Source organism: Pedobacter mendelii, assembly GCF_014635725.1.
Classification (GTDB): domain Bacteria; phylum Bacteroidota; class Bacteroidia; order Sphingobacteriales; family Sphingobacteriaceae; genus Pedobacter; species Pedobacter mendelii.
Map to the genome: position 1 here is coordinate 27,535 of NZ_BMDJ01000007.1, position 15,370 is coordinate 42,904.

The 15,370-nt window shown below is 33.8% G+C and carries 9 protein-coding genes; 5 read left to right on the plus strand and 4 right to left on the minus strand.

The window, feature by feature from the left end; translation table 11 throughout:
• Positions 1–15: 15 nt before the first annotated feature.
• On the minus strand, positions 16–1,188 hold the full coding sequence (locus IEV50_RS12805; RefSeq protein ID WP_188414936.1) for an alpha/beta fold hydrolase: 1,173 nt from the start codon (positions 1,186–1,188) through the stop codon (positions 16–18).
• A 328-nt stretch (positions 1,189–1,516) separates the two neighbouring features.
• Between IEV50_RS12805 and IEV50_RS12810 the strand changes: the two genes are divergently transcribed.
• Positions 1,517–1,912 carry a VOC family protein gene (locus tag IEV50_RS12810; RefSeq protein ID WP_188414938.1) on the plus strand — a complete coding sequence of 132 codons (396 nt, stop codon included), beginning with the start codon at positions 1,517–1,519 and terminating at the stop codon, positions 1,910–1,912.
• 557 nt (positions 1,913–2,469) lie between these two features.
• Here the strand turns inward: IEV50_RS12810 and IEV50_RS12815 are convergent.
• Positions 2,470–3,420, minus strand: coding sequence for a hypothetical protein (locus IEV50_RS12815; RefSeq protein ID WP_188414940.1), 951 nt, complete (start codon positions 3,418–3,420; stop codon positions 2,470–2,472).
• Positions 3,421–3,638: 218 nt separating this feature from the next.
• Between IEV50_RS12815 and IEV50_RS12820 the strand changes: the two genes are divergently transcribed.
• Positions 3,639–4,064, plus strand: a complete 426-nt coding sequence (locus IEV50_RS12820; RefSeq protein WP_188414942.1) for a MarR family winged helix-turn-helix transcriptional regulator — start codon at positions 3,639–3,641, stop codon at positions 4,062–4,064.
• A 12-nt stretch (positions 4,065–4,076) separates the two neighbouring features.
• Positions 4,077–4,532: an organic hydroperoxide resistance protein gene (locus IEV50_RS12825; protein WP_188414944.1), complete on the plus strand. Its 456-nt coding sequence runs from the start codon at positions 4,077–4,079 to the stop codon at positions 4,530–4,532.
• A gap of 102 nt (positions 4,533–4,634) precedes the next feature.
• Here the strand turns inward: IEV50_RS12825 and IEV50_RS12830 are convergent, their stop codons facing one another.
• Positions 4,635–7,178, minus strand: a complete 2,544-nt coding sequence (locus IEV50_RS12830) for a membrane or secreted protein (RefSeq protein WP_188414946.1) — start codon at positions 7,176–7,178, stop codon at positions 4,635–4,637.
• Between the two features lie 174 nt (positions 7,179–7,352).
• Here IEV50_RS12830 and pta point away from each other — a divergent pair, with 174 nt between their 5' ends.
• Positions 7,353–9,446, plus strand: a complete 2,094-nt coding sequence (pta, locus tag IEV50_RS12835) for a phosphate acetyltransferase (RefSeq protein ID WP_188414949.1) — start codon at positions 7,353–7,355, stop codon at positions 9,444–9,446.
• Positions 9,447–9,449: 3 nt separating this feature from the next.
• Positions 9,450–10,649, plus strand: coding sequence for an acetate/propionate family kinase (locus IEV50_RS12840; RefSeq protein WP_188414951.1), 1,200 nt, complete (start codon positions 9,450–9,452; stop codon positions 10,647–10,649).
• Positions 10,650–10,875: 226 nt separating this feature from the next.
• Here the strand turns inward: IEV50_RS12840 and IEV50_RS12845 are convergent, their stop codons facing one another.
• Complete coding sequence (locus IEV50_RS12845) at positions 10,876–15,273, minus strand: translocation/assembly module TamB domain-containing protein (protein WP_229746725.1); 4,398 nt, start codon at positions 15,271–15,273, stop codon at positions 10,876–10,878.
• Between the last annotated feature and the right edge of the window lie 97 nt (positions 15,274–15,370).

Consider the following 15,370-nt stretch of genomic DNA (forward strand, 5'->3'; position numbering starts at 1 on the left):
TTTTTGCTCCAAAATTTATAGGTTTTTTAGCTTTCTAATTTTTTCAGTGTATTTATCTACTGAAGATTTAGACTGGGCCTTTTCTAAATATTTAATTGCATTTTTTATATCCCCTTTCTTAGTTAGTACTTCTGCCATTAAGCTGTAAGCGCCATCATCATCAGGATACAGATTAAGAAGCTGTCTGGTCAACTCTTCAGCCTCAATAGTTTTTCCATTGGTTAAATAATAGTCTGTAAATTGGTAATATGCATTATACGGAAGTGCGATATCAGTACCAAAAGATTTGATTATATCTTTTGTTTTTGACTTTAAAACTTTCAATGGATCATTATTATGATACATTAATACATCCATCGCTAAACTATCCGAAAAATGCCAGTCGTTGAATATGAATATTAAACCTGATGGAAGACTTGTTAGTGGAGTAGTCATATGGTTTAATCCCTTAAAGAAGTCGAAACGCCAGTTTTTGGAATTTGGTTTGTTCGCCTTAAGCATACTATCTACTTTTAATGCACCTAACTTAAAGCCACTGTCCTGAAACCCATCGTCTCCTGTCGAAAAATAATACTTTTGTCGAGAAAACTTACTATCTGGCGTATTGGCTATATAATAGTTTATTTTGCCAATTATTTTTGACTTAACCACGTTATCTTTATTCGGATAATTCAATGCACCGCTAATACTAATTACCGATTTGAATGTTTCTGGATAGGTTAACATAGCATTGGTGACAAATTGCCCACCTAAAGAATGACCTATGAGTGTATAGAATCCATTCAATAGGTATTTTTCACTTAAATAATTAATCAGATCATTTTTGATAAAATCCAAAAATTGCAAAGACGTTGTCTCATTTATTTCAAAATTCAGTTCTTTACTTCTGTCGTCCTGAACTATACCAATGAAAATTGCTTCAGGAATATCATTAGTCCATGTCAGCCTATCGATTGTGGAGGAAGTATAGTTATAAAGGGTTTGATTCTGTGCATCAAATAAAATTATTAGGGGATAATGTTTATTCACTCTTCCATAATCTTTAGGTAATTGAATATAGATTGTGCGCTCTAAATTTTCAGATTTTGAATATATAGTAAATTTATTTTTATTATCAAGCTTAATCTGCTGGGCCGATAATGTTCCGTAGATACACACTAATAGTAAGGCAATAAAAAATTTTCTCATTCCACTTTTGATAAAGGTTATGAAGATAAAATTAGATCCAAAGAATATATCTTTTGCAAAAATGTGACGGAAAGGCTGAAAAATGTGGCGAAAGATGGATTTGTGTAAATGAGACTAATATGCAATTGACTATCCAATCAACTCTGATTTTTCATTGGGCAAAAAATTTTTCTTATTTAAATCATCCCAAATAAGGAAGGTCACCAACCTCTAATTCTTTTTGCTGTAAAATTATCAGCATATACCAAGCAAAACGAATACAGCTTTTAAAATATAAAGTGTTAGCTTTAATAAAAGAAATGGAAAAGCTAACCATTAAACAAATTCTATGTTAGAAAATTCAAAAGCATTTGCTAGTTATTCTGTTGACGATGCAGAAAAAGCTAAGCACTTCTATAGCCAGATATTAGGTCTAAAAGTAATTCAGGATAATGATATGGGGGGAGTACTTACCATCAAGATAAAAGAAGGCATTTCGGTATTAATTTATCCAAAGACTAACCATATCCCTTCTACCTATACCGTTTTAAACTTTCCTGTAGATGACATAGTGAAAACTGTTGCTCAATTAAAGGCTTATGGTGCAAAGTTTAATCGCTATGATGAAAAAGATTTAAAAACAGATGAAAATGATATATGTAGAGGAAATGGGGGGCCTAGTATAGCATGGTTTACCGATCCAGCGGGGAATATCTTGTCAATTATTGAAGTCGACTTTGAATAAGATAGGAATATTTTCAAACATGCTATTGATAGCCGGAATATTGAGCTTGTTCTTCAGGAAGGTAATCAATTATTTATTTTTCTGTTCAACAAGAATGTCTTAAATAATCAAAGTATTCATCTCTTACTGTATATTTTTCTTTCACCTGTAAGTTTACTTCCAATTACTACAATGAAAGAAAGTGCCTCACAAAAAAAAGCCTTATTTAATGTTTAAGATAATTAGCAACCTTCGCCAATTCCTGCAAATCAGGCAAGAAAAAATTCGAAATCTGTCCAGTAATGGCTGCCATAGTGGGCAAGTCAAACTTTTATTTGGTTTGCCCATTTTTTTTTTGCCTAAAAGGTTGCCTTTAAAGTACCTAAAATGCGTACAACCTTGTTCATCCTAACAGTTCAATGTATATTATTGTCTAAGATCAGCATGTTGTTCTCACATTAAGATTTGATTTTTCTACATTCAAAATCAAGGATTAAATCATTCAACATTTTAGCCCAAGCCTTTGAAATTCTATTATTAACTCCACGCCGGCTTTCAACTGGGACAACCTTCTTCATTTATAGCTTGCCAGATGGACGAACCCTCGAAGGCAACACCTGCTTTGAGGCCGTGTTGGGAAGATTATAACGATAGATTACTGCATTTTTTCCTTCGCTGATGCAGTAATATGTTTTTCCATCTGGGCTGAAACCAATAGCCTCTCCTTGTCGCTCTAGGATGTATGGAAGTTTTATTGGCATCCGCTTTAAGGTTTGGGAAATTGATTCTTTACCATTTCTCTGCCAATAATAAACGTTAGTGTAAGTCTTTAATATAATCTGTCGTCCATCACGAGATATGTCGCCAGAAACAACATACTTTGCCAAACCTTTGCCTGCTAGGAAGAGGCTTCCCTGCTTTTTCATGGTAAGGGTATCTTTGTTTTTGAAGAAAAGAGCAGTTGAATATATTCCAACGGTATCTTGTCGTTTGGAAATGATAATCAGTTCTTTCAAAATAGGATCAACCATTAAAGTCTCGGCATCTTGCTGACCATTTGGATATTTGAGGTGGACTGCCTCACTTTCGATCTGCATATTACTTGAGAACTTGCTAGGCTCAGCGAAACGATATACTGTAACATAAGGGCGATTACCACCGTTGTCTCCAATATCGCCGAGGTAGATGTAACTTTTATTCTTTACAGGCCCGGGGCCACCAGCTATATCTTCGCAATCAGTTACTCCAAAATGCTTTTTTGAAGGGTCACCCTTAAAATATAATGTAGATATTAATTTGCCTTTAGCATCGATGGTAAAGAACCGCGAGGTGTCACCACTATCATTATGTACGAAAAATAGGTTGTCTTTGGAGATAAATAAGCCGGATATCTCGCTGAGCTCAGCAGGAATGACCTTAACAGCTGCACTCTGGGCAGATGCAATGCGACCGAAGCAGAGTAACAAAAAAGTGAAAAATACAATTCTGGCAAGGGGAGAGGCTATTAGTCTTTTTGTTTCAATAGTCATTATGGTTCAAGGGTTTGATATTCAATGGCGAATTTGAACATCCTTTTCGGAACGATCAAGTCAATTAGTAAAAAATTTAAAAATCGTAAGAATTTTAGGGTTTTCAATTTTCTTCAAAAACCTCCAATTTTCAACTCTGCAGCAGAATTGTCAAATAAATTAAATTGTGTACAATTTAATTTTATAAAATATATATTTGTTATGTTAAATAGATTTCAATGGATTATTTAAAACTTGAAAACCAGGCCTGCTTTCCAATATATGCTTTATCAAGAGTATTAACGGCTCATTACAAGCCCATTTTGGATGAAGTTGAACTCACTTATCCTCAATACTTAGTTATGATGGTTTTGTGGGAGCATAATCAATTATCAGTTAAAGAAATTGGAGAAAAGTTATTGCTTGACTCTGGAACTTTAACGCCATTGTTAAAGAAGCTGGAAGCAAAAAAAATGATTTTACGTGAGCGAAGTAAAACTGATGAAAGAATTGTAAATGTAAGTTTAACTAATAATGGCTTGCAATTGAAGGATAAAGCTAGTTCTATACCCGAAGCTTTCAAATGTAGTTTGGGTTTAACTACTGATGAAATTACATTATTACGGAAAAACATAAATACCATATTAGATAAAACTAAAAAATAAATAAATATTATCATGTCAGTAAAAACAATGTACACAGCAGTAGCAACTGCAACAGGCGGTAGAAACGGAAATGTTTCATCATCAGATAACGTTTTAAACCTTGAGGTTAGAATGCCGAAAGAATTGGGGGGTGCTGGTGGTGCGTATACAAACCCTGAGCAATTATTTGCAGCAGGTTATTCGGCTTGTTTTGATAGTGCACTTAATTTGGTAATCAAAAATACAAAAACCGAAACCGGAACAACTGCCGTAAGAGCACACGTTGGCATAGGCTCAAACAACGCAGGTGGCTTCGCCTTAGTAGTTACTTTAGCAGTAAATATTCCAAATGTTGATCAGGAAACGGCAAATTCACTAGTTGAAAAAGCACATCAGGTTTGCCCTTATTCTAACGCGGTTAATGGCAATGTTGATGTTGCATTAACCACTACCATCCTAAGTGCAGAGGAATTTGCCGCAACAAATTAACGTTAAAAGAAAACACTTATTTAAACTGTATCAATTCTTCACTTTTGAAGTTTTGATACAGTTTTTTTATGAATTAATTAATCGTTCTCCTTTAAAATTTAATCAATTAATTAAATAAATTGAAGCTATCTCAATGCTAATTGGTTTGTCTGTTTCGTTTTTGCTTACCCTAACTTCAAGTTTTTCCGCTTTGTTAAGTTGAAATGATGATTGCTTTAATGATTGATAATACAAAGGTAAAAAACCTGGATATGGTCTTGGCAGTATAAGTTGTGCATCTGCTTTTAAACTGTTTAAAGGAATTTCTATCAACTTAAAATCTTTACCAATCAATATATCGGTTGAAAAGAAGTTTGCATCGGTATCTATCAAACCTATTTTCATCTTCGCGTTTTCTAAATTTGATTTTACTTTAATTACTAAGGTTTTAAAAGAATTCATCTCAGAAGCTCTGCCTGATATTTCTTCCCTAAAAAAGTGCTGAAAACCCATAGAGTTATTATTTAGCGAATTCATACTGAGCTTGATGTTTAAAGCCTTTGGGTTTTCATCTGATGTATAATCTATGCGATTATTTTCCCAATTTGGGTTATAAACATCGATTTTTTTGCCATGAGTATAAGGATTGAAGATTTCTAAAATCGAACCTTTTTTCGCAACATAAGTTTGATAATACGGTGATTCTAAACTATCCCAGGCATAGGGATTTCCTTTTTTGTTGGCTGGAAAGGTAACATAATCGCCATTTGCTTTTTTAACGATAACCTGATATTTAACTAAACCTGCCTCTACTAAATTTGCAGGTATTTCAGCAACATAATTATATTCCTTTGTTTTAATTAATGGAACGGTTTTCCATCGATTATAAGAATTACTTAACTGCACAAAGGCAGAATCTTTTGCCTGTAAACCAACAATTTCGGTATTTACTTTAAAAGCAACACCTTGTGATACAGTTTCATAAGCCTGATGCTTAACAAATACATCTTCAGCTGATGATTTTGGTGCAACATATTCTCCTAATAAAATATTTCCAAATTTATAATGAGCAACAAGATTTGTTTTTTGATTTTGCTTAACCAATAGATAAGTGCCTGGAGAGATATTAAAATTGCCGCTATTTGCTTTAGCGCTGTATTTATTCTCTTGATTTAATCCTTTAACGGTGAAATTACTACCTAAATCTGGTAGATTGATATCCATCGGTAAATCGGCCCAATTTATTCTGGTAACTTCTTTCTCTGGTGATGCTTTTGCAAAAGGATCTCTGATTTGAATGGCATCGGGCATCACTTCAAGTCGCCAAACGCCTGCAGATATTTTATCTAAAAAATATGCGCCTTTTCCTTCATAAGCAACAATTTTAGAGCTACCAACACCAGCTAAATGTATTAATTTCTTACTGCTTAAAGGTTTTGACAGTGTGTTGTTTGTATAATAAAATTCTTGCTCAGTATTCATTTCACTAAGCGAATTTTCATAATCAATGTTAAAAAATCCGAAGGTGTTTCCATTGTTGATAGCATCTAAAAGCTTAGTATTGTGAAAAACCTTCGAAGCAATTAGCAGGCTGATGGCTTTAGATGGTGTATAAGCAAGATTTAGGTAATGCGTTTGATATTCTGTATTGGCATAAGCAGTAGCCATTGGGTCGTAAGCAAATTGTGTTGCCCATTGAAAACCAGCTGCTCTAAAACTTCTAGCCATTGCAGGATACATAATTGGTGCCATAACATCTCCGGCATCAAATTCGTAAACCACTTTTGCCCTGTTTTTAAATTCGGGAATGCTATCAAAAGGAATTTCATATTTGGATACATTCGGTAGGTAATTCCCTTGTAAAGTATGGCCGGCTACCAAACCAGTGGGGTACCATTGAAAGCTATGGCCTTGAACGTTAGCTTTTACAACTGCATCTGCATATTTTGGAGATTCGCTGATGTTATAAAAAATGGGCTTAGTCCAACCACTGCTTTTTATAACTGCAACCATTCGGTTAACGTATTCTGTGGTTCGCTCTTTTGGTCCGCTATGTTGTGGCTCGTTATTTACTTCTGTCGCCAAAACATCTACATCTTGCTGGTAGGTAAGGCCGGTATATGGATTTTTATGTTTGAAAAATTGTTTAAGGTAATTCTCCTGAGCCTTAAAAGCATCCTCATTTACCAATGCTTTTTGTTTTCCATATTTGCTAGAAAAACTTCCTGTGTTTTCATCCTTTTCAGGATAGCCATTGCCCCAGAAAGCAATAGGCGTAATTAATATCTTGATTTTTCTTTTCTTAAGCTCTGCGACTAAAAAATCAAAAAGGCGCAAATGTTCATTATCAATTAAATTACCTTGAGCATCAGAAATCTCTGTATCCCAAACATGCACACGAAAGGCATCTAAACCTAATCTGGATAAATGATAAACATCATCTTTAATAGCTTGTTCGGGCTCAACCCCCATTCTTTTAATGGCCCTGTTGCCATAAGCAAACGGAGCAGTATAATTTACGCCAAAAAAAGCAGCTTCTTTATTATCTTTTTCCCAGCGGATTACACCTTTGCTATCAACATAAATTCCTTGCTTATTTTGTGCATTTGATACAAATACCAGAAATATGAGTGTGGTGAAGATTGAAAATCTTAAAAATTTAAACATCAACAAAACTAATATAGAAATTCGGCCGTTGCAACAATAGAATTCTTAAATCGTTTTGATATTTTATGAGCTGTGCTTTATGGGTAAAAATTCTATACCATTATTTAAACGGCTTATAAATTTTTCCAACTATATTTAAAGCGATTGATTTATTAAATAAATTATGCCCATTTTATGACTAAAAATATCTTCATAGCATCAGCCGAACCTTACACAGGTAAATCAGTAATTGCTTTTGGAATGATTAATATGCTACTGGCAAAAACTCAAAAAGTTGGGTATTTTAAGCCTATTATTGCACAAGATGATGCCTCGAAAAAGGATCTTCATGTAGAGGCAATGCTCGATTATTTTTCCCTGCCAATAAAATATGAGGATGCGTTTGCGTTTACCAGGCAAGACATGCTCCATCAATCTGAAAATAGTGGAGAGATCATCAACACCATCATCAGTAAATACAAAAAACTCGAAGATAATTATGACTTTACAGTTATCGAAGGAAGCGATTTTTTAGGTGAGGGAATTGCTTTTGAATTCGAATCGAATGCTTTGATGGCCAAAAATCTTGGTGCACCGGTTTTGATTGTTGTTTCTGGAAAAAATAAAACAGCAAGCCAACTATTTAAAACGGCAATAAATATTTACCGTAATTTTTTGCTTCGCGATGTACAGGTTTTGGGTGTTGTGGCAAATATGGTTAATCCTGATGAGGCCGAACGTATTAAGCAAGCCTTAACAAATCAATTGCCTGCAGAGCTGTTGATAGCGGTAATTCCGATAGAAAATGGTTTACAAAGCCCGACAATGAAAGAGATTACGGAAGCCTTAGGTGCTGAAATTCTATTCGGTGCAGACTTAATGGATAATCAGGTTGATAATTTTGTTACCGGTGCAATGATGCTGCCTAATTTTTTAAGGCATATTAAAGATAATTTATTGATTGTTACGCCTGGTGATAGAGGCGATATCATTATTGGTTCTTTGCAGGCAAATTTATCGGCCAACTATCCTAAAGTAGCAGGAATCGTTTTAACCGCAGGAACATTGCCTGATGAACCCATGATTAAATTAATTGAAGGTTTACAAACAATTATCCCAATTATTGCCGTTCAAAAAGGCACATTTGAAACCACAACCGCTATTGGTGCAATACATTCTAAAATCACCATTGATAATAAAAAGAAGATTGCACTGGCGATAGAACTCTTCGAAAGATATGTTGATATTAAAGCATTAGACGATAAAATTATAACCTTTAATTATGAAGGCATTACGCCACACATGTTTCAATATCAGTTGGTTAAATGGGCCAAAAGTAAAAAGAAGCATATTGTTTTGCCAGAAGGGAACGATGAAAGAATTTTGAAAGCAGTAGAAAAGCTTATTGCTCAAGATATTGTTGATATAACGCTTTTAGGCGATCCGGTTGAAATCTCAACATCAATAAAAAGGTTAGGTTTAAATTTAGATTTAAATTTGATTCATATCCATAATCCTGCTCATTCGGCACATTATGATAATTATGTAGAAACTTTATATGATTTGCGTAAAGCAAAGAATGTAAATATGGAAATGGCTAGAGATATGATGACAGATGTTTCATATTTCGGAACCATGATGGTGTACAAAGGAGATGCCGACGGAATGGTTTCAGGTGCAGTGCATACCACGCAACATACTATTAGGCCAGCACTTCAGTTTGTTAAAACAAAGCCAGGCGTTTCTGTAGTTTCATCCATATTTTTTATGTGTCTACCGGAGCGGGTAGCCATTTTTGGCGATTGTGCCGTTAATCCAAATCCTACAGCGCAACAGCTGGCGGAAATTGCCATATCATCTGCAGAAAGTAGTGCTAAGTTTGGCATCGAGCCAAGAATTGCAATGCTTTCGTATTCATCAGGTACATCAGGAGAAGGAGAGGATGTAGAGCGTGTTCGTGAAGCAACGGCCATTGTTAAAATGAGGCATCCGGAATTGAAAATTGAAGGGCCAATACAATATGATGCTGCGGTAGACCCGCTGGTGGGGCAACAAAAATTACCAGGCTCAGAAGTAGCAGGACGAGCAAGCGTGCTAATTTTCCCTGATTTAAATACCGGCAATAATACGTACAAAGCCGTTCAACGTGAAACCGGAGCATTAGCCATCGGACCAATGTTGCAAGGTTTAAACAAACCAATTAATGATTTAAGTCGTGGTTGTACAGTGGATGATATATTTAATACCGTTGTAATTACAGCCATTCAGTGTCAGGACATTTTAAATTAATTTATGAATATTTTAGTTATAAACTCTGGAAGCAGTTCCCTTAAATATCAACTATTTAAAATGCCATCAAAAAGCCCGGTTTGTAGTGGTTTGGCAGAACGCATTGGTATTGATGGCTCTTTTATAAAACACACTGTATACAATAAAGAAGATAAGCATATCATAGAGCAAACTTCTTTTATTTCCAATCATGGAGAAGGTTTAAAACAGATTTTAAAGCTTCTTACACAAGGTGAATTTGCGGTTATTACTTCGCCTGAAGATGTTGCAGCCGTTGGGCACAGGGTAGTTCATGGCGGAGAAAATTTTTCTGGTGCTACCATAATTACCGATGACGTTAAACAGCAGATAAAAAAACTGTTTTCATTAGCGCCTTTACATAATCCGATAAATTATAAGTGTATTGAAGTAGCCGAAGAAACCTTTCCAGGTGCTAAGCAAATTGCAGTTTTCGATACTGCTTTTCATCAATCATTGCCAGAGGAAGCATATCGATATGCAATCCCTGAATGGTATTACAAAGAACATGGAATAAGAGTTTATGGTTTCCATGGCACAAGTCATAAATATGTTAGTGAGCAGGCTATAACTTATTTAAAAAAGCAGGAATCGAAAATAATCAGTATTCATTTAGGCAATGGATGTAGCATTTCTGCAATTAAAAATGGTAAATGTATTGATACCAGTATGGGCTTCGGGCCTTTAAGCGGATTGATGATGGGAACCAGATCTGGCGATATCGATCCTTCTGTAGTTTTTCATTTAATGGAACACGCTGGTTACACTTTGGATCAACTGAGTACTCTACTTAACAAGCAATCGGGTTTATTAGGTGTTGGAGGTTCAAGCGACATGCGTGATATTAGAAAATTGCTTGGTGAAGATGATGATGCTGCTAAACTAGCTTTAGATTTATATGCCTACAGAATTAAAAAATTTATAGGCACTTATGCAGCGGTATTAAATGGAATAGATGCAATTATTTTTACTGCAGGGGTAGGGGAAAACGACTCTGCAATGCGGCAAGCCGTTTGTAAAAATTTAAATTATTTAGGTATAAGTATGGATGATGATAAAAATCTGAAATATAAAGGAGAAATTTTAGCGGTAAATGAGCTTGATTCGCAGGTTAAAATTTTAGTTATTCCAACAAACGAAGAATACGAAATTTCTAGTCAGTGCTTTGAATTGCTTAAAGTTTAATAACCTGAAGAGTTCGATTATTAATTTCCTTCTCATTATTAATAAGCTGCTTTTTTTTAGTTTACGTCACCATGAATTTATTTGAGTGTCTTTTTTGCAGGAAAGATGCTGAAGTAAATTCAGCAAGACGTATCGTACAAGCAATACGGCGATAAAATAGCAAAGTATTAAGTTTAAGAATCGAACTCTCAGGTTAACAGCATAAAAGTTAAAAATAATCTCCGCTTTAACGGCGTGGATTATTTTTAGTTTCATTTATAATTGCTTCTTTATTAAGCGTTTTCTTAACAGGCTGTTCATCTTGTTTCTTTCTCAAATTTTTTCTGTAAGCACCAGTTAATTTCTGCAAAAATTCTTTAAAAGTATCAAATTGCTGCGTATAAACTAATCCTATTGAGGTTACATTTGCCGTGGCACTGATTCCACTGTTTAAGAAAATGCTTTGTTGAGTTGGAGGTTTATTGGCCAATTTACCCGTCAAACTTCCATCCTTCTTAATCAGGAATAAGGCTTCAACCTCACTACCCACGTTATTTTTCGAAAAATCGATAACGGTAAAATCACTTAAACTGTTCCTATCAACAATGCCTGCATTAATAATCAGCCTATCATTAAAGAATTTGAATGACGCATTCGCCTCACTTAAAGATTTTACGTTTAAATCGACAAAGTTTAAATTTAAAGAGGAAAGTACATTATTGAACTGGTTGAATACCAGTTCGGTAGCTGTGCTTGAAACACTTGAACCTAATTGTTTGCCAATAGATTCACCTCCATTACCAGGGGCGAAGCTTCTCCTGATAATTAAGCTGAATGCCTGAAGGTTTAAGTTGTTTTGATCGCTAAAATAAGTTTGTAACTCTTCTTTAATTGCCGGGTTAGATGGAAAGTTAATGTCTAATTTAATATCTGGTTGCAAGAGTAAGCCTGTTAATCCCATCTCAACTTCAGTATTAACCCTTTGATTGGCATTTGCACTTGCATCTCTGTTTGCAGCTTTAAATAATTCATTTAAACTTGCTCTCAAAGCATAAACGGCTTTAAGGTTTATTTGTGCAGCTGTTGGATTTCCCGTCCACCTGATGGTTCCTCCTTGTCTTATCTCAAATTTTTTATTAATTACTTCTTGAGCCGTAAAATCAAAGCTACCAGTTTCAATAATATAATCGCCAGACATTTCGAAATCGCCCAAACTATTAATGTTGAGGTTTAATTCAGCATTTCCTTTTCCGCTTAAATTTCCAAGGGTTGTAAAAATATTGGCCGTAGTGTTCGGATCAATTGTTAATTTAAATGTTAAGGTTAATCCATCAAAAGTGGTTGTTTTTTTAACAACTTTGGCAGAATCTCTACTCACGAAATTTATAAAATCTTTATCAGAAACCGTTTCCGAACTGTTTAGTGGTAAATTAAAAACGGTACCCTTCTCAGTTTTTGCTTTTATATCAATTCTCATTTTACTGGTTGGTCCTGTAAACTTGAACTTCCCAGTTCCGTAAGCCTTTCCGTAGTAAACAGAATTATCTTTTGCAGTGGTGTTTAGTGCCATAAAATTGTTGGCATCTACAGTTACACTCAGAGTAGGGTCGTCAATATTGTTTAAATCAACAGAGCCATTTGCAACACCCTCATTTCCTTCTATGTCAGAAAGTTTAAAGTCATCAAGTTCAATTACACTATTTACAACATTCACCTCATCAGAAATAACATATGTTGTTTTCAGGTAATTAACCATAAGTTCGCCCTTATCTAAAGAAAGTGTTCCGTTAATTTTGGGGTTATCCAATTTACCTTTTACAGTTAAATCAGATGATACGTTTCCTTTAAGTTTAGAAACGAGTTTTTTAACAAAAGGTTCAAAAATGGTTAGTTTGCTATCGTCCATTTTAACACTTAAATCAATATCTTTTTCTTTTAAATCTAGGTTTCCGGTTAACTTAAAGGTTTCAGAACCATCGGCCATTACATTGGTAAAAACATTAATTTTCTTCTCTTCACTACTAAATGAAGAGGTATCTGTTAGCGTGCCAATGTAAATATCATTGAAATTTAAGGAGTCTATTTTAATATTATCATTAATTTTTGGCGCTTTCAAAATTCCATATAAATTCGTTTCTCCGTTTACGTTCCCTGCTAGTTTTACACCAAAGCCTTTAGAAAATGGATTAATTGTTTTTAAACTAAAATCTTTAAAGCCAACTTTTAGCAAATCCTTCGGATCTTCAGATATTAAGCCATCTACGGTAAGTTTCTGGTTTCCATTTGTTAAATCAAAGTTTTTAATTTCCGTTTTACCATTATTTAATATAATTCGAACCTTTTCCTGAATAAGCCATTCTTCTTTGTTTATTTTTAAAATAGATGGTAAAACGCTTAACCGTGCAGTAGTATCCTGGTTTTTAGTAAATTCTACCAAGCCGTTTAAATCCAATTGATTTTCTTCCTGAGCACTTGACATTTTTAAGTTAAAAGCCAGACTATCGTTACGGAGAATGTTAGAAATATTCACATCTTTTATAAACAAACTATCGTTTATCTGAACTTTATCCGAAGTTATATTTAGCTGTAATTGTTGTGGAGTTGTATTTTCATCCACAATGATATTATTTACAACAATGCCTTGATATTTTAAATTCTTTACAAAACCATTCAGCGTTGCAGTATTATTTCTTGAATCGAAGTTTCCAATAAAATTAGCACCTTCCTCCATTTCTAAACCAGGAGAGATCAATTGAGCAAGTGGTTCAAATTTCTTAATCTTTAAATTGAATTGAAAAATCTGTTCGTTAAATTTGATGATTTTTGTTTGAAAAGATGGTACATATGTTTTCGCGATGGCTTTGTAGTAAGAGCCAATAGAATTTAGATCATATTTTCCATTAATACTGGCATCTAGAATATCAGATTTAATGGTTAAGTTTCTTGCTACACCAGTACCATTTGCTGTTAACTCAACTGAATCAATGCTATACGTTCCTTTAGGGTTTTTTAAAGTAATTTCCTGTATAAGCAATCTTCCTTCAATGTTATTAAGGTTTGTACCCGAGAAATTGGTAGTAAATTTTGCATCAACCCTTAACGAATCTTTCATCAGATTCAGTGCCTTCAGTTTTGCTCCGGTAATTGTCGCGTTAAAATTAAAAACTGGTAATTTCGGATTTAAGTTTACACCTCCATCGAAAAGCAATTTTATGTTTTTATCATTGATGCTCAGTTTTCCATCAAAATATTTATTTTCAAAAGTACCATCAACTTTTACGTTTCTGTAGCGGTAATTGTTAAAATCGATGTAGGTGATATCACCATTTAGTTTTTCTGTTAAATGGTTTAATTCTGTACCTCTACCTTTTACATAAAGTGAGGAAGTTATTTTACCTAAACTTTTTTCATCAATTAAATTGCCTAAATTAAAATCGTAAGTTTTTACATTTCCTGTGTACGATGGAATATTATTCTTATCGATTTTCATATTCACATCAGAAACGATTCTTCCTATTTTAGTTTTAAACTCTCCGTAGGCTATAAAATCGTTTTGAAAGCCCGTAAAACTGCCATTAAAATTAATGTTTCCGAATTTGTTTACAATAATTGGAACCAGTTTTTTATTGTTTCCAGTTATTCCTGCAAGTACCTCGTCGAGGTCCGTTTTATTAGTTCCGGCCATTTCGATGTTCAAATCCATAAAAGTTTCTTTCCACTTGGGTAAACCTTTTATAATAAAATCACCTTTTATGTAAGTTGCCTTACCCGCTTTAATAGATAGTTTCTTTGCTTTTAAATTATTAACTAAGCCTGTAATTTGCCCATCAACATCTATGTCGAGTTTCATAGAATTCATTTCAGGAGCAAAAAATGCAATGTCTTTACATGTAATGTGACTATCTTTAAAAACAGCTTTCATCCTAACATTATCAATGTATTTATTAAAATCCTTGAAGGTGTTAAACTTCATTTGATAATAATTAGTTAACCGACTTTGATTGGTAACCAGCAAAAGATTTTTTAGCTCAATGGCATTAGAATCTACGGTAGTTTCTGCGCTTAAATTTTTTAAATAGAAACCGCTCTTTTCTTTCAGCGTCAGGTTTTTAATGTTGGTTTTAAACAGATGATTTTTTGTGTCTAATCCCTCTAAAATTACACTTAGCTCTTTAACATCTACATTATCAAAATTTACACTTTTCCCTTGAGTTAAATTTTTTGCTTTAAAGTTTTTGTATTTAAAATTTAGTTTGTTGATGATAATTCTGCCGAAATCTATTTTGTAAGGCTTCTTTTTCGGATCTTTTACACTCGGCTTACCAGAATCAAAATAATTAATGATGAAATCAAGATTGGATGAATTATCTTTGAATTCTTTAAAAAAGAACGTCCCATTATTAATTTGGACGGTATTGATATCAATTATTTTCTTTTCTATAGAAAGATTATTGAGATCAACCATGAAATTAGGAGCATTTAATAAAGTATCTTTTTGAAGATCTAAAACTAATAACTCTTCAAAAACAATAGATTTGAATGGCTTTATGTAAAGGCTCTTAATTGAAACAGTAGTATTAAGCTCTTTTGATAAATATGCCGCTGCTCTTTGTGCAAAATAAGTTTGAACAGATTTAAATTGCAACGAAAAGATTAGTAGCGCTAGCAACAAAATTATTGATGCAATTACCCAAAGGAGTATTTTAAATAGTTTTTTAATAATTTTGCAGCTTAAATAAAAA